26 protein-coding genes are annotated in these 20,875 nt (G+C 53.7%); 9 read left to right on the top strand and 17 right to left on the bottom strand.

Annotation, left to right across the window (positions count from 1 at the left end):
- Positions 1-13: 13 nt before the first annotated feature.
- A complete protein-coding gene (locus Q4A85_RS09475; protein ID WP_303109776.1) occupies positions 14-214 on the top strand; it encodes a hypothetical protein in 201 nt (66 codons plus the stop codon).
- Positions 215-522: 308 nt separating this feature from the next.
- On the opposite strand, the gene Q4A85_RS09470 is transcribed toward Q4A85_RS09475, so the two are convergent.
- On the bottom strand, positions 523-1,245 hold the full coding sequence (locus Q4A85_RS09470) for an SH3 domain-containing protein (protein ID WP_303109774.1): 723 nt from the start codon (positions 1,243-1,245) through the stop codon (positions 523-525).
- A 49-nt stretch (positions 1,246-1,294) separates the two neighbouring features.
- Positions 1,295-2,518, bottom strand: coding sequence for an aspartate kinase (locus tag Q4A85_RS09465; protein WP_303109772.1), 1,224 nt, complete (start codon positions 2,516-2,518; stop codon positions 1,295-1,297).
- 204 nt (positions 2,519-2,722) lie between these two features.
- On the opposite strand from Q4A85_RS09465, the gene Q4A85_RS09460 reads away from it, so the two are divergent.
- A complete protein-coding gene (locus Q4A85_RS09460) occupies positions 2,723-2,965 on the top strand; it encodes an antitoxin (RefSeq protein ID WP_303109770.1) in 243 nt (80 codons plus the stop codon).
- A complete protein-coding gene (locus Q4A85_RS09455) occupies positions 2,962-3,369 on the top strand; it encodes a PIN domain-containing protein (RefSeq protein ID WP_303109768.1) in 408 nt (135 codons plus the stop codon). Before Q4A85_RS09460 ends, Q4A85_RS09455 begins: the two co-directional genes overlap by 4 nt.
- Before the next feature lie 287 nt (positions 3,370-3,656).
- Here Q4A85_RS09455 and pssA read toward each other — a convergent pair whose 3' ends face one another.
- From pssA to Q4A85_RS09440, 3 genes are all read right to left on the bottom strand, one after another.
- Positions 3,657-4,469 (bottom strand): CDP-diacylglycerol--serine O-phosphatidyltransferase, encoded by an 813-nt coding sequence (gene pssA, locus Q4A85_RS09450; protein WP_303109766.1) that lies wholly within the window; start codon positions 4,467-4,469, stop codon positions 3,657-3,659.
- 135 nt (positions 4,470-4,604) lie between these two features.
- Positions 4,605-5,414 (bottom strand): 4-hydroxy-tetrahydrodipicolinate reductase, encoded by an 810-nt coding sequence (gene dapB, locus Q4A85_RS09445; RefSeq protein ID WP_303109765.1) that lies wholly within the window; start codon positions 5,412-5,414, stop codon positions 4,605-4,607.
- A gap of 11 nt (positions 5,415-5,425) precedes the next feature.
- Positions 5,426-5,800: an outer membrane protein assembly factor BamE gene (locus tag Q4A85_RS09440; protein ID WP_303109763.1), complete on the bottom strand. Its 375-nt coding sequence runs from the start codon at positions 5,798-5,800 to the stop codon at positions 5,426-5,428.
- Between the two features lie 318 nt (positions 5,801-6,118).
- Between Q4A85_RS09440 and fur the strand changes: the two genes are divergently transcribed.
- Positions 6,119-6,544 (top strand): ferric iron uptake transcriptional regulator, encoded by a 426-nt coding sequence (gene fur / locus Q4A85_RS09435; protein ID WP_303109761.1) that lies wholly within the window; start codon positions 6,119-6,121, stop codon positions 6,542-6,544.
- 85 nt (positions 6,545-6,629) lie between these two features.
- Here fur and Q4A85_RS09430 read toward each other — a convergent pair whose 3' ends face one another.
- Positions 6,630-6,758: a hypothetical protein gene (locus Q4A85_RS09430; protein WP_303109759.1), complete on the bottom strand. Its 129-nt coding sequence runs from the start codon at positions 6,756-6,758 to the stop codon at positions 6,630-6,632.
- Between the two features lie 288 nt (positions 6,759-7,046).
- On the opposite strand from Q4A85_RS09430, the gene Q4A85_RS09425 reads away from it, so the two are divergent.
- Positions 7,047-8,528, top strand: coding sequence for a DASS family sodium-coupled anion symporter (locus tag Q4A85_RS09425; RefSeq protein WP_303109757.1), 1,482 nt, complete (start codon positions 7,047-7,049; stop codon positions 8,526-8,528).
- Positions 8,529-8,537: 9 nt separating this feature from the next.
- Here Q4A85_RS09425 and Q4A85_RS09420 read toward each other — a convergent pair whose 3' ends face one another.
- The 11 genes from Q4A85_RS09420 to mltB all read right to left on the bottom strand — a co-directional run bounded on the left by Q4A85_RS09420 (position 8,538) and on the right by mltB (position 16,574).
- Positions 8,538-8,783, bottom strand: coding sequence for a hypothetical protein (locus Q4A85_RS09420; protein WP_303109755.1), 246 nt, complete (start codon positions 8,781-8,783; stop codon positions 8,538-8,540).
- An 11-nt stretch (positions 8,784-8,794) separates the two neighbouring features.
- Positions 8,795-9,796, bottom strand: coding sequence for a lipoyl synthase (gene lipA, locus Q4A85_RS09415; RefSeq protein ID WP_303109754.1), 1,002 nt, complete (start codon positions 9,794-9,796; stop codon positions 8,795-8,797).
- 120 nt (positions 9,797-9,916) lie between these two features.
- On the bottom strand, positions 9,917-10,642 hold the full coding sequence (locus Q4A85_RS09410) for an SDR family oxidoreductase (protein WP_303109753.1): 726 nt from the start codon (positions 10,640-10,642) through the stop codon (positions 9,917-9,919).
- Between the two features lie 37 nt (positions 10,643-10,679).
- A complete protein-coding gene (gene lipB, locus Q4A85_RS09405; protein ID WP_303109751.1) occupies positions 10,680-11,282 on the bottom strand; it encodes a lipoyl(octanoyl) transferase LipB in 603 nt (200 codons plus the stop codon).
- Positions 11,283-11,308: 26 nt separating this feature from the next.
- The gene (locus Q4A85_RS09400) at positions 11,309-11,575 is read right to left on the bottom strand and encodes a YbeD family protein (protein WP_303109749.1); all 267 of its coding nucleotides are present in this window, start codon (positions 11,573-11,575) and stop codon (positions 11,309-11,311) included.
- Between the two features lie 100 nt (positions 11,576-11,675).
- Positions 11,676-13,115: a DegQ family serine endoprotease gene (locus Q4A85_RS09395; protein WP_303109747.1), complete on the bottom strand. Its 1,440-nt coding sequence runs from the start codon at positions 13,113-13,115 to the stop codon at positions 11,676-11,678.
- A gap of 70 nt (positions 13,116-13,185) precedes the next feature.
- A complete protein-coding gene (locus tag Q4A85_RS09390) occupies positions 13,186-14,031 on the bottom strand; it encodes a M48 family metallopeptidase (protein ID WP_303109745.1) in 846 nt (281 codons plus the stop codon).
- A 94-nt stretch (positions 14,032-14,125) separates the two neighbouring features.
- Positions 14,126-14,845: a 1-acyl-sn-glycerol-3-phosphate acyltransferase gene (locus Q4A85_RS09385; RefSeq protein WP_303109743.1), complete on the bottom strand. Its 720-nt coding sequence runs from the start codon at positions 14,843-14,845 to the stop codon at positions 14,126-14,128.
- Between the two features lie 34 nt (positions 14,846-14,879).
- The gene (locus tag Q4A85_RS09380) at positions 14,880-15,254 is read right to left on the bottom strand and encodes a hypothetical protein (protein ID WP_303109741.1); all 375 of its coding nucleotides are present in this window, start codon (positions 15,252-15,254) and stop codon (positions 14,880-14,882) included.
- A gap of 44 nt (positions 15,255-15,298) precedes the next feature.
- Positions 15,299-15,496 (bottom strand): hypothetical protein, encoded by a 198-nt coding sequence (locus tag Q4A85_RS09375; protein ID WP_303109739.1) that lies wholly within the window; start codon positions 15,494-15,496, stop codon positions 15,299-15,301.
- Entirely contained in the window at positions 15,468-16,574 is a 1,107-nt protein-coding gene (gene mltB / locus Q4A85_RS09370; RefSeq protein ID WP_303109737.1) for a lytic murein transglycosylase B, read from the bottom strand. The genes Q4A85_RS09375 and mltB overlap by 29 nt, the downstream gene beginning before the upstream one ends.
- Positions 16,575-16,812: 238 nt before the next feature.
- Here mltB and Q4A85_RS09365 point away from each other — a divergent pair, with 238 nt between their 5' ends.
- The 4 genes from Q4A85_RS09365 (at position 16,813) to Q4A85_RS09350 (ending at position 20,615) form a co-directional block, all read left to right on the top strand.
- Positions 16,813-16,998, top strand: coding sequence for a ribbon-helix-helix protein, CopG family (locus Q4A85_RS09365; RefSeq protein WP_303109735.1), 186 nt, complete (start codon positions 16,813-16,815; stop codon positions 16,996-16,998).
- 179 nt (positions 16,999-17,177) lie between these two features.
- Complete coding sequence (gene gshA / locus Q4A85_RS09360) at positions 17,178-18,518, top strand: glutamate--cysteine ligase (RefSeq protein WP_303109733.1); 1,341 nt, start codon at positions 17,178-17,180, stop codon at positions 18,516-18,518.
- Positions 18,519-18,587: 69 nt separating this feature from the next.
- Positions 18,588-19,520: a GTP-binding protein gene (locus Q4A85_RS09355; RefSeq protein ID WP_303109731.1), complete on the top strand. Its 933-nt coding sequence runs from the start codon at positions 18,588-18,590 to the stop codon at positions 19,518-19,520.
- 348 nt (positions 19,521-19,868) lie between these two features.
- On the top strand, positions 19,869-20,615 hold the full coding sequence (locus Q4A85_RS09350) for a HesA/MoeB/ThiF family protein (RefSeq protein ID WP_303109729.1): 747 nt from the start codon (positions 19,869-19,871) through the stop codon (positions 20,613-20,615).
- The last annotated feature ends 260 nt before the right edge of the window (positions 20,616-20,875 follow it).

Genomic DNA, 20,875 nt, shown 5'->3' with positions numbered 1-20,875 from the left:
CAAGGAAACCCCCATGACCCGCAAAATACTCTCCCTTATCCTAATGCTCACCGCCCTAGCCGCCTGCGACAGTGCATCCAAAACCGCCGACCAAGCCAGCAGCCAAGCCGCCAGCCAAGTGCTGGACATGAACAACAAAAGCAAACAAGCCGCCCAAGACATCCAAAAGCAGCTTAACCAAGAAGCCGACAAAATCAACCAAGCCACGCAATAAACGTTTTCAGGCTGCCTTAATAGACAAGGCAGCCTGAAACCTAAAATGGAGCGGCGGCGGCTCGCCGCCAAATTGAAACCTTTGCAAAATCCTAACAGCAGCCTGAAACACAAGAAATGCCGTCATTCCCGCGTAGGCGGGAATCTTGTTTGATATTAAGGAATTCATGTAAAAACAAAACATTGCCAAAATTCAACCAAGATTCCCGCCTACGCGGGAATGACGGAGAATTGACTATTTTTTGTGGCGTTTTTAGGTTTTGCAAAGGTTTCAGCCTGAAAATCATAAACCACGCTCGCTCAACCCGCTCACCCTTCGGGGTGCGCCATCGTCCACACCGTTTTCAGGCTGCCTTGTCGCGTGGCGAACAACACATCGGCGTAGCCCGCGCCATCGCCAATCGCAGTAATCAGCAGCAGCGTGTTATCCGCCGCGCGGTAGTAGCACGCGGTGCGTTCGGCAAATTCGCTGGGCTGGTCAAAATAGGGGTTGAACAGGTGGGCATATTGCGCGGGCGGGGCAAGGCGGGTTTTGCCGTGGTGCGTGATGCGGATGGCGTGGATTTGGCTGCGCGGAATGTCGCCATCCGTGCCTTGCAGGGCTTTGCCGCGATAGTGGGTTAGGCTGCCTTGCGCGTTGCGGCGAAAATGCTGCTGCTCGGCGGCGTAATCCAGCGGGTGCACGCTGATGCGGATGGCGTTGCCGTTGTGTTGGCAGCGCACGCCATCGGCTTCGGTTTGCACGGCAACGCTGGGATAGCGGTCTAGGGCAAACAGGCGCGATGCGGGCAGCCAGCCTGCGTTTTGGTCGGGGCGGTGGAAAACTTCGCGCCAGCCGTCCGTTATCGGATAGGGCGAATAGACAAAACTTCGGCTGCGGATGCGGGCAAGCGTGGGGCTGTGCGGGCTGCGCGTTTGGTGTAAGCGAGCCGCGCCGCTGCGGTCGCGCACTTCGTAAAACGGCGCATCGGCGTGGGCAAAGGGGGCAAGCAGGAGCAACAGTGCAGCATATTTTTTAAGACACCACCACATAAACATTTCAGGCTGCCTACGTTATCCCATAGGCAGCCTGAAAACCGTTTTACGCTTTATCCAAATCAAACTCTTTATGCAACACACGTGTCGCCAGTTCCATGTATTTCTCGTCAATCAACACCGAAACTTTCACTTCGGAAGTAGAAATCATCTGGATATTGATGTTTTCCGAAGCCAACGCATGGAACATCCGCGCCGCCACGCCCACGTGCGAGCGCATCCCCAAGCCTACGATGGACACTTTGCACACCGCATCATCGCCGCTCACTTCTGCCATGCCAATGCTGTCTTTCAGGCTGCCGAGCAAGTCCAAAGTGGGCTTGTAATCGCCGCGTGGCACGGTGAACGAAAAATCGGTGGTGCCTTCTGTGCCCACGTTTTGAATAATCATGTCCACGTCCACATTGGCATCGGCAACCGCGCCCAAAATTTGATACGCGATACCGGGTTTATCGGGAACGCCGCGCACATTGATGCGGGCTTGGTTTTTATCAAAGGCGATGCCTGAAACAACTGCTCTTTCCATGTTTTCGTCTTCCTCAAAAGTAATCAATGTGCCGTTGCCGCCCTCGGTTAGGCTGCTTAACACGCGCAGGCGCACTTGGTATTTGCCCGCAAATTCAACAGAGCGAATCTGCAACACTTTGCTGCCCAAGCTCGCCAGTTCCAGCATTTCTTCAAACGTGATGGTATCCATACGCCGCGCTTCGGGCACCACGCGCGGGTCGGTGGTGTAAACGCCGTCCACATCGGTGTAGATTTGGCATTCATCGGCTTTGAGCGCGGCGGCAAGTGCAACGGCGGAAGTATCCGACCCACCGCGCCCCAGCGTGGAAATATCGCCCGCACGGTTGATGCCTTGAAAGCCCGCCACGATGACCACTTTGCCTTGCGCTAAATCGGCGCGCATTTTGTCGCCGTCAATTTCTTCAATGCGGGCTTTGGTGTGCGCCGCATCGGTTTTCACCGCCACTTGCCAGCCCGTGTAGCTTTTGGCTTCCACGCCGATGTTTTTCAACGCCATCGCCAGCAAGCCGATGGTTACTTGCTCGCCCGTTGCCAACACCACGTCTAATTCACGCGGGTCGGGCTGCTCTTGCATTTCTTGGGCAAGGGCGACAAGGCGGTTGGTTTCGCCGCTCATGGCGGACACCACCACCACAATATCGTGCCCCTCGGCGCGGGCTTTTGCCACGCGCTTGGCGACATTTTTGATGCGCTCGGGCGAGCCGACCGATGTGCCACCGTATTTTTGAACAATGAGTGCCATTGAGATGTGTTCCTATGGGTGGAAAAAAGGGCGATTATAAACTTTGTTGCGATGTTGTAAAGGATTGTAAACAAGAAGCAGCCTGAAAACGGAGTTTGCCGTGTGGTTTTTATTGCACTCGTTTTCAGGCTACCTTTGGTTGCTTACTGCGCTGTTTTTGCCTAATATATACGAAAAATTTTTTCATATATACGAGGAGCAATGATGCTAACCAAAATCTTCCAAAGCGGCGGCAGCCAAGCGGTGCGCATTCCCAAAAACTTTCGTTTTGATGGCGACACGGTGGAAATTTTCCGCGCCGAAAATGGCGATGTGGTGCTGCGCGCGCCGCAAACCAGCCAGCGGGGCGATACGCTGTTTGCCGTGTTGGCACAGTTTGACGACGATTTTATCGCCAACGTTGCAGCGCGTGAAAACGAACCGCCACAGGAGCGCGACCCGCTATGATGTATATGCTAGACACCAACATTTTGATTTATATTAAAAAAAACAACCCGCCTGCGGTACGCGAGAAAATCAACCGCCTGCCCAGCCATGTCAAATTGTGCATGAGCTTTGTAAGCCATGCGGAATTGTTAAGCGGCGCACATGGCAGTCAAAACCCTGAAAAAGCGCGAGAAAACATTGCCCGCCTGCTGCAAATTGTGCCTGTTTTGCTGCCCGATGCGGCGATTTGCGAACATTATGCGCATTGGCACACGGCACTCAAACAACAAGGCACGATGATTGGCGGTAATGATTTGTGGATTGCGGCGCACGCGCTGGCGGCGGATGCAGTTTTGGTTACGCATAACGCCAAAGAGCTTGCGCGGATTGGCGATTTGAAATGGGAAGATTGGACGGCAGCATAGCATCGTTTTCAGGCTGCCTTGATGCGCATAGGCAGCCTGAAAACGAATGAAGCGCGTTTCAGCGAAGCTAAAACAGCAGTTTTAATATGTTTCAGGCTGCCTATCCCCCTAGGCAGCCTGAAACTTAGAACCTGTATTCACTATTTGCATAGGCAGATTTTATGACATAAAAGCGCGGATACAAGGCAAAAAGCGCAGCAAGGGTGGACACCTTGCGAGCATTTTTAACGCAGTAGCCACGTTTTTATGTCATAAAATCTGCCTATGCAAATAGTGAATACAGATTCTTAATCCAAACCAATTGTCTTGCCCTGCCATTTCTTCCATGCCCACAGCACATAACCCGATAGGCTGTATGCAAAAAAGGCGAGAAATAAAATCAGCGCGGGCTGCAACACCAGCAGCACAATCAGCATCATCATGCCAATCATGCGGGGGAACGAAATGCGGTGGCGCAGGTTGATTTCTTTGAAGCTCCAAAATGGGATTTGCACCACCATAGACAAGCCTGCAAACAAGGTCAGCAGCAGCACCCAAATGCTGGATTGGTCAAAAATGCCATCGTAGCTGCGGTCTAGCCATATCATGCCCACCATCAGCGCGGCGGCGGTGGGGCTGGGGATGCCGATAAACCATTTTTTGCTCACTTTGCCAATCAGCGTGTTAAACAAGGCAAGGCGCAGCGCGGCGCAGGCGCAATAGATAAACGCCACGCAGTAGCCGAGTTTGCCGAACTCGTAAAGCTGCCAGTTATACACAATCAGCGCGGGGGCTACGCCAAAGCTCACCATGTCGGCAAGGCTGTCTAGCTGTTCGCCAAACGCGCTTTGGCTGTTGGTGAAGCGGGCGATACGCCCATCCATGCCGTCCAGCAGCATGGCGATGAACACGCTGATTGCCGCGCTTTCGTAGCGTCCGTGCATGGATTGGGTGATGGCGAAAAAGGCGGCAAACAGCGCGGCAAGGGTAACCGAATTAGGCAGGGCATAAATACTGCGCTGGCGGATAAACTCGCGCTTGCTGGTTTTGCGGGCAGCGTGTTGCGTGGGATGGTTTTCAGGCTGCGTGGGTTGTGGGGTTTCGGGTTCGGGGGTGTTCATGATGAGGTTTCCTTTTTTGTAAGCGTTGGATAAGTCTTCAGGCTGCCTATGAGTTTTCAGGCTGCCTTAATAGCCAAGGCAGCCTGAAAAAGGTAACACAAATATGTTTTCAGGCTGCCTATTGGCGATTGATGATTAGTTCTTCAAGCCCAACACATCTTGCATATCAAACAAGCCTGTTGGCTGGTTTTGCAACCACACCGCCGCGCGAACTGCGCCTGCGGCAAATGTCATGCGGCTGCTGGCTTTGTGGGTAATCTCCACGCGCTCGCCATCGGTGGCAAACAGCGCGGTGTGTTCGCCCACAATATCGCCCGCGCGAATGCTGGAAAAGCCGATGGTTTTCGGGTCGCGCCCGCCTGTGTGCCCTTCGCGACCATACACCGCGCAGGCTTTTAAATCGCGCCCCACCGCGTTGGCAATCACTTCGCCCATGCGCAACGCCGTGCCGCTGGGCGCGTCCACCTTGTGATGATGATGCGCTTCAATGATTTCAATGTCGTAGCCATCGTTTAACACGCGCGACACGGTGTCCAAAATATGAAAAGTCAGGTTCACGCCCACGCTAAAATTCGCCGCGAACACAATGGCGTTTTTCTGCGCGGCGGCGGCGATGGCGGCTTTGCCCGCGTCATCAAACCCCGTTGTGCCGATGACCATTTTGATGCCCCTGCTGGCGCAGGCTTCAATCAGTGGCAACGATGCGCTGGGGCGGGTGAAATCAATCAAAATATCCGCATCGTCCAGCGCGATGTCCACATGGTCGGTTACTTTTACGCCTGTTTTGATGCCCAACGCAAAGCCCGCATCCAAGCCCAATACACCCGAGCCTGCGCGGTCAAGCGCACCCACCAAAATCGTGTTCGGATTTGCTTCAACCGCTTGCACCAGCGTTCTGCCCATGCGCCCATTTGCGCCTGCGATGGCGATTTTCAGTTGTGCCATGATGTTGCTCCTTATTTTGCAGTTTGTTGAGACGCGGCGATTTGCTCACGCGCGTAGTCCAAAGCGTTGCCTTCAATGCGGCTGACTGCGCCGTTGGCATCAAAATAAACGCTTAAATTGCGATGTTCTTTCACTTTATTGCCGCGCACCACTTCGTAAACATAATCCCAGCGGTCGGTGCGAAAGGCGTTGTTGAGCAGCGGCGTGCCAATTTCCATGGCAACTTGTTGGCGGGTCATGCCCGTGCGCAGCGCGAGCACAGCGTTGGCATCCAGCGGAATGCCTTGCACAACGGAAAGTTTGTAATACGGCAGTTTTTCAACCAATTTGGGCGTGCACGCGCTCAGCGTGGCAACGGCGATAAGGGAGAGAATGTGCGTTTTCAAGGGCTTTGCCTTTCGTAAACAGAAATGGGAAAGATACCACAGCCATGGAGCCGTTTACAATTGGTGTTGCGGCGGCTTTTACGCCATAAAACGGCATCTGCCACGTTGAAAATACTCGCCTATGGATGGCATAGGCTCGCATTTTCGCCTTGTATCTGCCATTTTATGACGCAAAATCCGCTTCGCAAACCAATTGCAAACAGCCCCAGCACCACAAAAAAAGCTTATTGAAAACTTTTATTATTTGGGCTGTGGGCGGTGGGCGAAAAAATGCTATTATACGGCATCTGAAATTTATCGCATTTTAAAAGGAATTTTATGGATAACATCGCACAATTAAAGGGAAATGGTTTAAAGGTTACGGGTCCGCGCTTAAAAATTTTGGATTTGTTTGAATCGCACGCCGATGAGCATTTGAGCGCGGAAGATGTGTATCGCATTTTGCTGGACGAAGGCATTGAAGTGGGCGTGGCAACGATTTATCGTGTGCTGACGCAGTTTGAACAAGCGGGCATTTTGCTGCGCCATCATTTTGAAACAGGCAAAGCGGTTTACGAGCTAAACCGTGGCGAGCATCACGACCATTTGGTGTGCGTGAAATGCGGCGATGTTACCGAGTTCCACAACGAAGAAATTGAGCGTTTGCAGGATAAGATTGCGCTGGATAATGGCTATCGCATTGTCGACCATGCGCTGTATATGTATGGCGTGTGCGGCAAGTGCCAGAAGAAAGAGAAACGGTAATTGGGAACGATTAAGGCATCCTGAAAATGGGATTTTCTGTTTTTAGGCTGCCTTTTTATTGGGGCGGGGTGGCTGTTTAATCCACCTACCACCCCCATCCTGAAACCTTTGCAAAACCTGTAACCGATGGAGCATCGGCGGCTCGCCGACATTTTGGAAAATCAGTAATACTATGTTTCATAAGCAATTTGGCGACGATCCGTCGCCGCTCCATTTTAGGTTTCAGGCTGTTGTTGGGGTTTTTGCAAAGGTTTCATCCTAGCCTTCTCTCTCCTGGGGGAGAAGGAACAGATTGCAGAATTTCTAACCAATACTGCAATAATTAAGCCAGCATACTTTTTAGGACACCACCCGTTAATTTAAGTTATATCAAGGCAAAATAGGTTATTTAAGAGTTAAATTATGTTTGCTAAAATGGCATTTCAGGCTGCCTAATGGCAAGCCCAAGGCAGCCTGAAAAGCCCCAACCCCTTTCATTAACAATAAATCACGAGGTGAAATCATGGGTTTTAAACCAATCCCCGCCGCTGTCGCGGTCGTTTTAACACTCATTCTCTGGTTCATCCCCGCGCCCGAGGGCGTTGCGCCCAATGCGTGGCATCTGCTCGCACTGTTTATCGGCGTGATTGCGGGCATCATCGGCAAAGCCATGCCCATCGGCGCAATGGCGGTGCTGGCGATGACCATTGTTGCGCTGTTGCAAGTAACCGTGCCCGAAATGGGCGCAGATGGCAAACCCATCAAAAATCCATCCGCCCAAGCTGCCAAAGACGCATTAAGCAGCCTGAACAGTACGCTGATTTGGATGATTGGTATCGCCATCATGATTTCGCGCGGCTTGCTCAAAACAGGGCTGGGCACGCGCATTGGCTATTTGTTCCTATCTATATTTGGCAAAAAAACCATAGGCGTGGCGTATAGCCTGGCGTTGTGCGACTTGCTGATTGCGCCCGTTACCCCATCCAACACCGCACGCGGCGGCGCGATTGTGCACCCGATTATGAAAGCGATTGCCGCCAGCTTTGATTCCGACCCCGAAAAAGGCACGCAAAACAAAATCGGGCGTTATCTTGCCTTGGTGAACTACCACGCCAACATCATCTCCTGCCTGATTTTCGTAACCGCTACCGCGCCCAATCCCTTGGCGGTGGATTTGATTGCCAAAGCCACCGACAGCAAAATCCACCTATCATGGGGCACATGGTTCACCGCGATGGTGGTACCGGGTTTGGTGGCGATGGCGGTGATGCCGATTATTTTGTTCTTCTTGTATAAACCCGAAATCACCAGCACGCCCGATGCGCCCGAAATGGCACGCACCAAATTGAAAGAAATGGGGCCCATGAGCAAAGGCGAAAAAATCATGCTCGCCGTGTTTGTCGTGTTGCTTTTATTGTGGGCAGGCGTTCCCGATATGCTGTTCGGCGTTAAAGTGGATGCCACCACCACCACATTCTTGGGGCTGTCGTTGCTGCTGCTCACAGGCGTTTTAACATGGGACGATGTGCTCAAAGAAAAAGGCGCGTGGGACACGATTGTATGGTTCGCCGCCTTGGTAATGATGGCAACTTTCCTGAATAAACTCGGCTTGATTAAATGGTTCTCCGACATGATGGGGCAACAAATTCAAGGCATGGGTTTAAGCTGGGTGGTAGGCTGCGCCTTGTTGGCTGTGGTGTATATTTATTCGCACTATATGTTTGCCAGCGGCACGGCACACGTTACCGCCATGCTCGGCGCGTTCTACGCCGTGGGCTTGCATTTGGGCGCACCGCCCATGCTGTTCGCGCTGATTCTCGCCGCCAGCACAGGCATTATGATGTCGCTCACCCACTACGCATCAGGCTCATCGCCCGTTATCTATAATTCGGGCTACACCACCATGGGCGAATGGTGGATTGCAGGCTTTGTGATGAGCGTGGTGGAAATTCTGATTTTCTGCACCATCGGTTTGCTGTGGTGGAAAACATTGGGATACTGGTAAACAAGCGTTTCAGGCTGCCTTGTGTGATAAGGCAGCCTGAAACCTAAAATGGAGCGGCGGCGGCTCGCTGCCATTGCTTATTGAACATCGCATGACTGATTTAACAAGATGTCGGCGAGCCGCCGACGCTCCATCGGTTACAGGTTTTGCAAAGGTTTCAGCCTGAAAATGTGAAACTGGTATCGCAAGAATAAAAAAGCAGCCTGAAAACGTATTCCAAACCGTTTTCAGGCTGCCTTTTTGTTTCCGCGCCAATCGCCAATGCCTTAATGATGCCCGCAACCGCCTTTGCGTTTGCTTTGCTCTTCCAGCACATCATGCGCCTGCATATCGGCGTGGTAGGAACTGCGCACCATTGCGCCAATGGCGGCGTTGGTAAAGCCCATGGCGTAGGCTTCTTTTTCAAATTCTTTAAACTGCTCGGGGGTTACATAGCGCAGCACGGGCAAATGGCTGTTGGATGGCTGCAAATATTGCCCCACGGTAATCATTTCAATGTTGTTGGCACGCATATCGCGCATGATTTCGCGGATTTCGTCATCTGTTTCGCCCAAGCCCACCATAATGCCGGACTTGGTGGGGATGTGCGGCATCATTTCGCGGTAGCGGCGCAGCAGTTCCAGCGAGTGCTGGTAGTCTGCCCCTGGGCGCGCTTGTTTGTATAGGCGCGGGTGGGTTTCTAGGTTGTGGTTCATCACATCGGGCGGATTTTTCGCCAAAATGTCCAACGCGATGTCTAAGCGACCGCGAAAATCGGGCACCAAAATTTCAATTTTGGTGTTGGGGCTGGTTTTGCGGATTTCGTTGATGCAATCGGCAAAGTGTTGTGCGCCGCCGTCGCGCAAATCGTCCCTGTCCACCGATGTAATCACCACATAGCGCAAGCCCATTGCGGCAACCGATTCGGCAAGGTTTTTGGGCTCGTCTTTGTCCAATTCGTTGGGGCGACCATGCCCCACATCGCAGAACGGGCAGCGGCGGGTGCAGATGTCGCCCATAATCATAAAGGTGGCGGTGCCGTAACTGAAACATTCGCCGATATTGGGGCAGCTGGCTTCTTCGCATACGGTGTGCATTTTTTGCGTGCGCAAGATGTCTTTAATTTCAAAGAATTTTTTGCTGCTGGGGATTTTGGCTTTAATCCAAGATGGTTTTTTGATTTTTTCTTCTAGCGGAACGACTTTGATGGGGATGCGGGCGGTTTTGCTTGCGCCTTTGTGTTTTACGCCTTTGGCGTTGTCTAGGGGGTTGGTGGTTTCGGTGGACATGGTTTTGCTTTCTGTTGAGTGTGTTGTTTTCAGGCTGCCTGAAAACGGTTTTGGTTTCATTGTGGGCGGTTTGGCAGCCGTCAATGCGCTTTCAGGCAGCCTGAAAACCGAGAGCGGCGATTATAACCCTTTTCGCATCACCCGTTGCGCCAGCGTGTTGGACAGGCGGTTGAGCCAATAGAGCAGCTTGGTTTTGCCGCCCATGATTTCGTAGCGGTTGCGCTGGAAGTCGCGCCAAAATTCGTCTGCCAACTCGTCAGGCGAGATTTTCAGGTGGGCGTGCCCTTTGCCTTGCGACATCGGCGTGGCAACCATCGGCGGCATCAGTTCAAACACGCGCACGGGCGTGCTTTCCAACTGCCAGCGCAGAGTTTGGCTGAAACTGTGCAGAGCGGCTTTGCTGGCGCAATACAGGGCGCAGGTTTCTTTGGGCACAATCGCCAAGCCCGATGACACATTGACCACAGCGGCTTCGCGCTGGGCGGTCAAAATCGGCAAAAAGGCGAGCGTGAGCTGGGCGGGCGCGGTAAGGTTAATGTTGATTTCTTGGGCGATGTCGTCTGCCGTTTGCGTGGCAAAGGGCTGGGTGAACTGCACGCCTGCGTTGTTCACTAAGATGCTGACATCGGGAAACTCGCGCACAAGGCGCGCGCGGTCGGTTTCTTGCGACACATCGGCAACGGCAATCAGGCAGCCTGAAAGCTGGGCAGCGGCTTGGTGCAAAACGTCTTCGCGCCTGCCTGCGAGTATCACGCGGTTGCCTGCGGCGTGGAATTTTTTTGCCAGCGCAAAGCCGATGCCTGTTGCGCCGCCTGTAATCAGGACGGTGTGGTTGTTTGGGGTCATGTTTTTCTCTAAATGCTTTTTCAGGCTGCCTTAATCGTTAAGCCAACTCGCGCACCAAATGCGCCGCCAGCTTCTGCGCCACTTCGTCCCAGCTTGGGCAGGGCTGCACAAAATCGGCAATCTGCGCCATTTCCAGCCCCGCATAGCCGCAGGGGTTGATTTGGTGGAACGGCTCTAAATCCATGTTCACATTCAACGCCAAGCCGTGATACACCGAGCCGTTTTTAATCCGCAGCCCAAGCGAAGCGATTTTGCGCGCGCCCACATACACCCCCGGCCTGGCGGGATCGTTGGCGGAAGCGATGCCGTATTCGGCAAGGGTGGCGATGATGGCGTTTTCCAGCGCGGAGACGATGTGGCGCACGCTGGTTTTGCGGCGTTTGAAGTCTATCATGGTGTACACGACCACTTGCCCCGGCCCGTGGTAGGTGATTTGCCCGCCGCGGTCAATTTGCACCACGGGGATGCTGCCTGAAAACAGCAAATGCTCGGGCTTGCCTGCCAAGCCTTGCGTGAACACGGGGGGATGTTCTACCAGCCAAAGCTCGTCTTCGGTGTCGGGCGTGCGGCTGTCGTTAAAGCGTTTCATGGCTTCAAAAGTGGGGGCGTAGTCTGCCCTGCCTAGGGTTTTGATTTTCATGTTTCAGGCTGCCTTAACGGGATGATTTAATACACCACTTTCACCATCGGATGACTGGTTACGGCGCGATAGATGTTGTCCAGATGTTCTTGGTTTTCGGCATACACGGTTACGGTTGCGCCTAGATAATTGCCTTTGGAGCTGGGGCGGATTTTGACGTGTTCTTCGGTGGTGTTGGGCGCGTGTTGCTGGATGGTTTTTAGGATTTCGCTGGCAAAATCGGGATGCGCTGCGCCCATGATTTTCAAATCAAAATGGGTGGGGAAAGCGATAAGGGATTGTTGTTCGGTCATGGTGAATGTCTTTCTTGGGATGTTGAATAATGGAATGGTTTTACGGTTTTCAGGCTGCCTTGTGATGCAGATAAGGCAGCCTGAAAACGATGTTTACCTGCTAGGGCAAAATCAACGCCATAAACAAATTGCTGTTGCCGCGTTGCACCAGCAGCGGAATGTTTTTGCCCGCGCGGTTGATGGCTTCGTTAAATTCGTCTTGGTTGTGCACGGTTTTGCCGGCCACTTCCAGCAAAATATCGCCACGGCGCAAGCCTGCTTGGGCGGCGATGCCTTTCACATTGCTCACCACAATTTTGCCGTTGCTGTTCACAATCAGCGTTAAGCCAGCGGGGGCAAATTGGAAATCGTCCACATTATCGCTGTCTTCGCTGCTTTGGCGTTCGGCTTTGGTAGCCAGGTCGCGTTGCGTGCCCAGTTTGATTTCCACTTCATGCATTTGCCCTTTGCGCCACACGCCCAGCTTCACGGTTTGGTTGGGTTTGAGCGAGCTGATGGTCATCGGCAAGTCGCCGGACGAGCGCACTTCGCTGCCGTTTACGCTGCGAATGATGTCGCCCACTTTGATGCCGCCTTGTTCGGCAGGGCTGCCTGCCAGCACTTTGGCAACCAACGCGCCTGTGGGCTTGTCTAGCCCAAAGGTTTTCGCCAAATCGTAGCTCACTTCTTGAATCACCACGCCCAGTTGCCCGCGTTCCACCTTGCCCGTGGCTTTGAGCTGGTCGGCAACATTCATGGCAACGTTAATCGGAATGGCGAACGAAATGCCCATAAAACCGCCGCTGCGGCTGTAAATTTGCGAATTGATGCCCACCACTTGCCCTTTTAGGTTAAACAATGGCCCGCCCGAATTACCGGGGTTGATGGCAACATCGGTTTGGATAAACGGCATATAGCCATCATCGGGCAGGGTGCGGTTTTTGGCGGACACGATGCCTGATGTAACGCTGTTTTCAAAGCCAAACGGCGCGCCAATCGCGGCAACCCATTCGCCCGATTTGAGTTCATCGGGGTTGCCGATTTTGACGGTGGGCAGGTTTTGGGCTTGGATTTTCAGCAGGGCAACATCGGATTTTTCGTCTTGCCCGATGAGTTTGGCGGGGTATTGGCGTTTGTCGTTGAGCGTTATTTTGATGCTGGTCATGCCCTTGATGACGTGGGTGTTGGTGAGAATGTAGCCATCGGGGCTGATGATGAAGCCCGAGCCGAAGTTGGCACTGGTTTCGTTTTCGTCTTCGGAAAGATTGGGCGCATCGGGGGTGAGCCGTTTGAAAAATTCAAGGAATGGGTCTTCGCTGCTGCTGTCGTTTTCATCGCGCTCGCGCACGGCTTGGATATTGACCACCGCGCCGCCTTCGCGGGAAACCAGTTGGGCAAAATCGGGCAGCATCATGCCTACTGTGCCGTCTGCTTTGGGCGGCTCGGTTTGCTTGATGATGCTGACGGGCTCAGATGCGGCGGGCGGGGTGGGGCTGTCTTTGCCGCAAGCGGCAAGGGCGAGCGCGGCGAGTAGGGCTAGGGAAAGGAGAGATTTGTTCATTTAAGTATCCTTGTGATGGCGTTTCAGGCTGCTGAACGATTTTCGCTATATGGGGAAACTTGCCGCAAAATCAACCGAGTGCGAACAAGGTTTTGCCGTGTTGTTTGAGCCATGCTTGCGCGGCGGGGCTTTGCGGATGATGCTGTTGCACCAGTTGCCAAAAGGCGCGGCTGTGGTTGGGGTGGCGCAGGTGGCAGAGTTCGTGGATGCACACATAATCTTGCACGCTATCGGGGGCGCAAATCAGCCGCCAGTTGAGCTTGATGCCTGTGCGCGCGCGGCATACGCCCCAAAAGGTTTTGGCGCGAGTTAGGCTGATGGCTGCAGGGGTGAGTTGCAGGCGTTGGCTGTGGTCGGCGAGCTTGGGCAGTAGGGCGGTTTGGGCAGCCTGAAACAGGTGTTGGCGCAGCAAATCGCATTGTTCGGCTAGGCTGCGTTGCTGTGGCAGCCTGAAAAGGTGTTGGCGGTCGCAGCGTTCTATTTGGGCGACGGCGGCAGGGCGCAGCGCGTAGGGTTCGCCTGTAAACAAGATGCTGGGCGGTAGGTTTTCAGGCTGCCCTGTAAGCGCGGTGGGGGCTTGTTGCAGGATGCGGGTAAGCGTGGTTTCGTTGTCGCGCAGCCAATGGCGCAGTTGGGCGGGGCTGAACCATTTGGGGATGCTGATGTTGAGACTGCTGGCATCGCGCGGGCGGATGATGATGTTGCGCTGGGTGTTGCGTTTGATGTGTAGGGCAATGGGGGCGTGGTTGGCTAGGGTGTGGATTTGAATCATGCGCGTGGAGATGGGCGATGGGCAGCCTGAAAATGGGGATGGTGGGGGGACGGAATAACGGTATTTCCTGTTTTCAGCCTGAAACCTTTGCAAAATCTGCAACCGATGGAGCGTCGGCGTATCGCCGACATTTTGGCAAATCAATCATGCGATGTTTAATTAAGTGTTGGCGACGAGCCGTCGCCGCTCCATTTTAGGTTTCAGGCTGCATTGAAGTTTTGCAAAGGTTTCAGGCTGCCTATTGCGGCTTCACATTGGAAATCTCTACCTGCCGTGCTTCTATCCAATCTTCGCAAAGCTGCATCAAATCCGCTTCGCTCTCTGCCGCTTGATAGGAAATCGGCTCACCAATCACCACTTGAATCACACCTGGTTTTTTCCAAATGGCGTTTTTCGCCCAAAATTCGCCGCTGTTAAGCGAAACGGGCACGATGTCCATTTCAAACAGTTTTGCCATGCGCGCGCCGCCGAGTTTGTAGCGTCCGCGTTCGCCCGCTTTCATGCGCGTGCCTTCGGGGAAGATGACAATCCACAAGCCTTGCTGTTTGCGCTTTAAGCCTTGCTCGGACAGCATCCGCATGGCATCCGCGCCCGATTTGCGGTCAATGCCGATTGCGCCGCCCAGCTTCAACGCCCAGCCAAAAAAGGGGATGCGGAACAATTCTTTTTTAAGCACATAGGTTTGCAGGGGGAAGATTTGTTGCAGGGCAAAGGTTTCCCAGCCGCTTTGATGCTTGGAGCAGATGATGGCGGGCGCGGCGGGGATGTTTTCTCTGCCGTGCACTTCGTAGCGCAGCCCAACCACGCGGTCTAGCGTCCAAAGCAATAGGGCTGTCCACGCCTTGCCCACGCGGTTTACGCCTTTGGGGAACGGCGCGGCAAGCACGGCGCAGAGAAACATCAGCGGTAGGGTGATGGCTAGGACGATGTAGTAGATGATGTTTTTTAGGTAAATCATGGGGTGGTCTTTTTCAGGCTGCTTTTGGGGTTATTCATTCATATTCTTGCCAAATTTCGCGCAATTCGGCTTCTTGGTGCTTGCGGTGTTGGCGATGGGTGATTTGGTTGGAACGCCAGATGTTTTTGTTGGAGATGGGGCGGTTCATAATTTGCACGGTGCGCCAGCCTTGCTCGGGGTGTTTGCGGCTGATGGTTAAACGCGGCGATTTGGTGATGGTGCCCACGCGCCAGTTGCGGATGCGTTTGTTTGCCAAGATTTTTTCGGCTTGGGCACGCAGTTGTTCATCGTAGTCATATTGCTGCGCGGGGCTAAGCGGCGGCAAACCAAGGCGGGAAAGCGCGGCATCAGTATGCAAATCTTTGACCACCAAAAAATCGTAGAATTTTTGGAAATATTGGTTTGCCAACGCCAAAACTTCTTGCTTGTCTTCTTCGTTTAGCTTGCGGTTTTCTACGATGGAACGATAGAGCGCGAGCGGGTTGAAGTCGGTGTATCGGGCGTGTTGGGGATGATGTGGCGGTATTCGGCTAGGGTTAGGGTATGGAAAGGGCGGTTGAGTTTCATGGGGTGGATGGTTTTCAGGCTGCCTTTTATGTTTTCAGGCTGCCTATGGACGTTGTTACAACCCGCCGCCCATGCCGTTGGCAATATCGCGCACGGCGGTTACATACATTCGGCTGTGGTTGTAGTGCCACACGGTGTAGAAGTTGTTGAGCCCGATGTAGTATTGATATTGGTTGGGCGCGGTTTCTAGGCGATAGAGCAGGGCGGGTTCGCTGTCGGCAACGCTGCCCAAGGGTTGCACGCCCATTTGGCGCAATTGCCCAACGGTGTGGTTGAGCGCGGTTTTTTCCGCCAGCAGGGCTTGGATTGGCGAGGTTTCTTGGGCAACGTTTGCGCCGATGAGCATGGGTTTGCCTGTTTGCCAGCCGTGTTGTTTCATGTAGTTGGCAACGGATGCGGCAACGTCTGGCACGCTGCCCCAAATGTTGCGCTGGTGGTCGCCGTCAAAATCCACGGCGTATTGGCGAAAGCTGGACGGCATAAATTGCGGCATCCCCATTGCGCCCGCAAAGCTGCCTGTGAAGCTGAATGGGTCGCGGTTTTCTTGCTGGGCGAGCGTTAAAAATTCGCCCAATTCTTTTTGGAAAAACGCGCCACGGCGGGGGTAATCAAAGGCAAGCGTGGCGAGAGAATCGGCAACGCGGATGCTGCCCGAATTTTTGCCGTATTGGGTTTCTATGCCGATGATGGCGACGATTAACTCGGCGGGCACGCCGTATTGCTGGGCAGCGCGGTCAATGGCGGCGCGGTTTTGCGCGTAGAACGCTCGCCCTGCGCTGATTTTCAGGCTGCCTGAATTGTTGGCGGCAAATTTGTACCACGGCTGGGTGGTGGCGGGGCGATTCATGGTGCTGATTAGGTTGCCGCGATAGTTCACTTGGGCGAAAAAGTTGTTCAGATAATCCAGCGGCAAGCCGTTGTGCTGGTGTTGGTATTGGATAAAGGCTTGCACATTGGGGTTGGCAAGAAAGCCTGTTTGCGCCACGGGCGCGGCGGCTTGGTTGAAAAATGGCGGCTCGGACGCGCTGGGATGATTGTTCAACATATCCATCAGCGGGTCTTGCGCGGGCTGGGCGGGCAATTCGGCTTCGGGCGGCGCGCTGGTGCAGGCGGCAAGCAGGGCGGCAAGGGCTAGGGCGGCAAGGGGTTTGATGTGCGGCATGGTTTGTAAACAGTTGTAAATGGGGGTTAATTGAATGGGCGTGAGTTTAACAAATTATGGCGCGATAAGTGTGGTTTAAATGTAAATGGCGGACGATTTTCAGGCTGCCTAAAATAGTATTTTGCTTTATAATCATATTTGTATTTTGTTAATGAGTGTGAAGCTGCGCTTATAGATGGCGGGAGTAACGCTGATAAGCACAATGGTTTAAATCTACAAAAATCAAAAGGAAATCCACATGAACCAAGCTGTTAAACCGAAAAAATCCACCTTATCGCGCCGCGAAAAAGAAGCACAACGCGGCGTGCGCCAATGTTCCTTTCGCCTGAAAGTGGAAACGATTGAGAAGCTGGATAAGCTGGCGGCGGAAACAGGGCTTTCGCGCACGGCGGTGTTAGAATGGTTGGTTACCAATGGGCTGTGATGTTTCGCCTTGGCGCGGGATGCACTAATCGTTTTCAGGCTGCCTTTGATGATGCGCGATGCGGATTAAAAGGCAGCCTGAAAAGCATTTGGCGTGATGCTTTATTTGCAATTTGCGCGCCCCTATCTTTTGTAAACATTCGTTTATAATCCCCCTTTTTACACGCACAAGGAAACGCCATGAAACTGCCCGTTATCCAACCCGAATACGCCCAATACCTGTTTGATTTTGAACAAACTCTATTGCAAAACCAAAGCAAAATAGAAGCATGGTTTCGCAGCCAATGGAAGCAGCATCGCCCGCCGTTTTACGGCTCGGTGGACATCCGCAACGCGGGCTACAAAATGGCTTCCATTGACATGAATTTGTTCCCTGGGGGCTTCAATAATCTTAATCCCAACTTTATTCCGCTGAGCACCATCGCCGCGCAAGATGCGGTGGAACGCGCCTGCGAAAGCGCGAAATCGGTGCTGCTGATTCCCGAAAACCACACGCGCAACACCTTTTATCTGCAAAATGTGTACGCGCTGGCGGGCATTTTGCGCGATGCGGGCTTTGACGTGCGCATCGGCAGCCTGAATCCCGAAATCACCGCGCCCACCGAGTTTGAAACCGCCTTGGGCGATAAAATCACGCTTGAACCCTTGCAACGCACCCGCGAGCGCGTGCATCTGGCGGATGGTTTTTCGCCCTGCTTTGTGTTGTTAAACAACGATTTATCCGCAGGCGTGCCTGAAATTTTGCAAGGCATCAGCCAAACCGTGTTGCCCCCGCTGCATGGCGGCTGGACAACGCGGCGCAAAACCGCCCACTTTGCCGCTTATAACCAAGTTGCCGCCGAATTTGCCGCACTGCTTGGACTGGATGAATGGCAAATCAACCCGTATTTTGAACAAGTGAGTGGCTTGGATTTCCAAGAACGCGCGGGCGAAGATGCGCTGGCGGCGGCGGTGGAGCGCGTGTTAGCCAAAATCCAAGCCAAGTATGACGAAAAAGGCATCCGCGACAAGCCGTTTGTGATTGTGAAAGCCGATGCGGGCACTTACGGCATGGGCGTGATGAGCGTGAAATCCGCCGATGAAGTGCGCAGCCTGAACCGCAAAAACCGCAACAAAATGGCGAAAATCAAAGAAGGCTTGGAAGTTAGCGAAGTGATTGTGCAAGAAGGGATTTATACCTACGAAACGCTGAATGGCGCGGTGTCCGAGCCTGTGGTTTATATGATGGATAGGTTTGTGATTGGCGGCTTTTTCCGCGTGCACGAAGGGCGCGGCAACGATGAAAATCTGAACGCAGGCGGCATGGTGTTTGTGCCGCTGGATGAGAGCATTCCCAGCGCAGGAAGCGCAGCCGATGCCGCCACCGAAGAGCATTGCAAGCGCGTGTTTGAGCAATGGGACGAGCTGGGCATCCCGCGCCCCAACCCCGATTGCCCCGACTGCGCGGGCAACCGCTTGTATGTTTACGGCGTGATGGCAAGGCTGTCGCTGCTGGCGGCGGCGATTGAGCTGGCGCAATAATAGGTAAAGATAAAAGGCAGCCTGAAATAGTGTTTTCAGGCTGCCTAAACACACACAAAGGACAACCCCATGCCCCAAAAAATCCAAACCCATCTGTTCACAGGCTTTCTTGGCACAGGCAAAACCAGCGCCATCCGCAGTCTTATCGCGCAAAAACCGCAAAACGAGCCATGGCTGATTATCGTCAATGAATTTGGCGAAATCGGTATAGACGGCGCGGTTTTGTCGGAAAACGGCATTCCCGTTGCCGAAATTGCAGGCGGCTGCTTGTGTTGCAGCGCGGGGGCGCAAATGGACAGCACGCTACGCGCCATGCTGAAAAAAAACACGCCGCAGCGCATTTTGATTGAAGCCAGCGGGCTGGCGCACGCGGCGGGCATTATTGACGAATTGCGCGCGCCCGAATTTGCCGCCGTGCTGGATATTGCCGCCGTGTTCACGCTGATAGACCCGCGCCAGTTTATTGACGACAACTACGCGCAAAACCCGCTCTACCGCGACCAAGTGAGCGTGGCGGATGTGCTGGTTGCCAGCAAATTAGACCTGTGCACCAGCGAGCAAATCGCCGATTTTCGCCGCCGCGCTGCCAATTTGTTCCCGCCTAAATCGTTGATTGCAGAAGTAAACCATGCTGAGCTAGACATAGCATGGCTGGTGACCCCCACCGCTGAGAAATCGCGCTATCGCATCCAAGCCCTGCCCGATAACACGTTGGGCTACCAATCGCAAGGCTACACTTTCCCCGCTGGACGCAATTTTGACGGCGAAAAACTCACCCAATTTTTCAACGACTTGCCGCAGTTGGCGCAAGGGCTGGTGCGCGCCAAAGGCGTGTTTCAAGTGCTGGACACATGGGTGTGGTTGAACTGGACAGACGGGCAATGGGGCGCAAACCAAATCGCATGGCGGCGCGACAGCCGTTTTGAGCTGATTGCCCAAGCGTTTGATGCGGACGAGATTGAGCGCAGGTTGAATGATGCGCTGGAAGATGAGGCAGCCTGAAAATGCTGTGTGGCGCAATCAAGCCGCGCCAGCGTAAGCAAGCCTTTTCAGGCTGCCGCAATGCACCACAGCAAGGCAGCCTGAAATCTTTGCAAAACCCAAAATAAAACAAGAAATAGCAACAACCGTCATTCCCGCGTAGGCGGGAATCTTGGTTAAATTCACACAATAGATTGTTTTTGTGTACATTTATGAATGTTTAGCAAGATTCCCGCCTACGCGGGAATGACGGCATTTCTTAATTTTTCAGGCTGCCTAATCGGTAATCCCATCGCACAGGCAGCCTGAAACGCCTTTCCCCATCCCCGCGCGTAACACCGCGCACCACTTCCCCAACTTTCCCCATCCATGAACGACAGCCAACTTTTGCGATACAGCCGCCACATTCTGCTCAACGAAATCAGCCTAGATGGGCAGCAAAAACTGCTCCACGCCACCGCGCTGGTGGTCGGCTGCGGCGGATTGGGCGCAGCTGCCTTGCCCTACCTTGCCGCCGCGGGCATCGGCACGCTGATTATCGCCGACCACGACACCATTGACGAAACCAATTTGCAACGCCAGATCAGCTACCGCGAGCAAGACATCGGCAGCCTGAAAAGCCAAGCCATGCAGCAATTTTTGCAGCAGCAAAATTCAGGCTGCCGCATTGAAACACACGGCAAACTGGATGCCGCCGCGCTTGCCGCGCTTGCACCGCGCTGCGATGTGATACTGGATTGCAGCGATAATTTTGCTACGCGCCAAGCGATTAACGCCGCCGCCGTTGCCGCCAAGAAACCGCTGGTATCGGGCGCGGCGGTGCGCTTTGATGGGCAGCTTGCCGTGTATCGCCCCGACCTTGCCACCGCGCCCTGCTACGCCTGCCTGTTCCCGCCCGATACGCCCAGCCCGGACATTGCCTGCGCCACCTTTGGCATTTTTGCGCCACTGGTGGGCATCATCGGCGCGATGCAAGCCGCCGAAGCGTTGAAAATCATCATCGGCTTGCCCAGCGAACACGGCGTGTTGAAGTGCTACAACGCGCTCAGCGGCGCATGGCAGGCGTTTAAAATTCACAAAAATTCAGGCTGCCTTGTGTGCGGTGGGGCAGCCTGAAAGTGGGAGGGGTGGGGGGCTTAATGGGATAGCGATGGGTGGGCTACGGCGGGGTGCAGGGGCGTGCCCCTGCTCGTGGTAGGCGGCGAAACGCCTGCTCTGGCAAAAGATTGGGACGTTAGGGGCAGCCTGAAATGGTTGTTTGCTCCGATGCAGCCTGAAACTTTTGCAAAACCTAAAACGCTACAAGAAATAGTACATTCTTCGAGACCTTTGCAAAATTCCCCAAAATCCCCTAAATTCCCACCAAGACATTTAGG

It is taken from the genome of Kingella sp. (in: b-proteobacteria) (assembly GCF_030527935.1).
GTDB lineage: Bacteria > Pseudomonadota > Gammaproteobacteria > Burkholderiales > Neisseriaceae > Kingella_B.
This window is presented reverse-complemented; position numbering and strand designations above follow the sequence as displayed.

Bases quoted from the DNA above. Each gene is read 5' to 3' on its own strand.
- Q4A85_RS09465 (WP_303109772.1), bottom strand. From the start codon at position 2,518: ATGGCACTCATTGTTCAAAAATACGGTGGCACATCGGTCGGCTCGCCC.
- Q4A85_RS09350 (WP_303109729.1), top strand. From the start codon at position 19,869: ATGAACGACAGCCAACTTTTGCGATACAGCCGCCACATTCTGCTCAAC.
- Q4A85_RS09410 (WP_303109753.1), bottom strand. From the start codon at position 10,642: ATGACCCCAAACAACCACACCGTCCTGATTACAGGCGGCGCAACAGGC.
- Q4A85_RS09430 (WP_303109759.1), bottom strand. From the start codon at position 6,758: ATGGAGCGGCGACGGATCGTCGCCAAATTGCTTATGAAACATAGTATT.
- Q4A85_RS09475 (WP_303109776.1), top strand. From the start codon at position 14: ATGACCCGCAAAATACTCTCCCTTATCCTAATGCTCACCGCCCTAGCC.
- Q4A85_RS09395 (WP_303109747.1), bottom strand. From the start codon at position 13,115: ATGAACAAATCTCTCCTTTCCCTAGCCCTACTCGCCGCGCTCGCCCTT.
- fur (WP_303109761.1), top strand. From the start codon at position 6,119: ATGGATAACATCGCACAATTAAAGGGAAATGGTTTAAAGGTTACGGGT.
- Q4A85_RS09355 (WP_303109731.1), top strand. From the start codon at position 18,588: ATGCCCCAAAAAATCCAAACCCATCTGTTCACAGGCTTTCTTGGCACA.
- Q4A85_RS09470 (WP_303109774.1), bottom strand. From the start codon at position 1,245: ATGTGGTGGTGTCTTAAAAAATATGCTGCACTGTTGCTCCTGCTTGCC.
- lipA (WP_303109754.1), bottom strand. From the start codon at position 9,796: ATGTCCACCGAAACCACCAACCCCCTAGACAACGCCAAAGGCGTAAAA.
- Q4A85_RS09400 (WP_303109749.1), bottom strand. From the start codon at position 11,575: ATGACCGAACAACAATCCCTTATCGCTTTCCCCACCCATTTTGATTTG.
- gshA (WP_303109733.1), top strand. From the start codon at position 17,178: ATGAAACTGCCCGTTATCCAACCCGAATACGCCCAATACCTGTTTGAT.
- Q4A85_RS09460 (WP_303109770.1), top strand. From the start codon at position 2,723: ATGCTAACCAAAATCTTCCAAAGCGGCGGCAGCCAAGCGGTGCGCATT.
- lipB (WP_303109751.1), bottom strand. From the start codon at position 11,282: ATGAAAATCAAAACCCTAGGCAGGGCAGACTACGCCCCCACTTTTGAA.
- Q4A85_RS09385 (WP_303109743.1), bottom strand. From the start codon at position 14,845: ATGATTTACCTAAAAAACATCATCTACTACATCGTCCTAGCCATCACC.
- Q4A85_RS09425 (WP_303109757.1), top strand. From the start codon at position 7,047: ATGGGTTTTAAACCAATCCCCGCCGCTGTCGCGGTCGTTTTAACACTC.
- dapB (WP_303109765.1), bottom strand. From the start codon at position 5,414: ATGGCACAACTGAAAATCGCCATCGCAGGCGCAAATGGGCGCATGGGC.
- pssA (WP_303109766.1), bottom strand. From the start codon at position 4,469: ATGAACACCCCCGAACCCGAAACCCCACAACCCACGCAGCCTGAAAAC.
- Q4A85_RS09455 (WP_303109768.1), top strand. From the start codon at position 2,962: ATGATGTATATGCTAGACACCAACATTTTGATTTATATTAAAAAAAAC.
- Q4A85_RS09365 (WP_303109735.1), top strand. From the start codon at position 16,813: ATGAACCAAGCTGTTAAACCGAAAAAATCCACCTTATCGCGCCGCGAA.
- mltB (WP_303109737.1), bottom strand. From the start codon at position 16,574: ATGCCGCACATCAAACCCCTTGCCGCCCTAGCCCTTGCCGCCCTGCTT.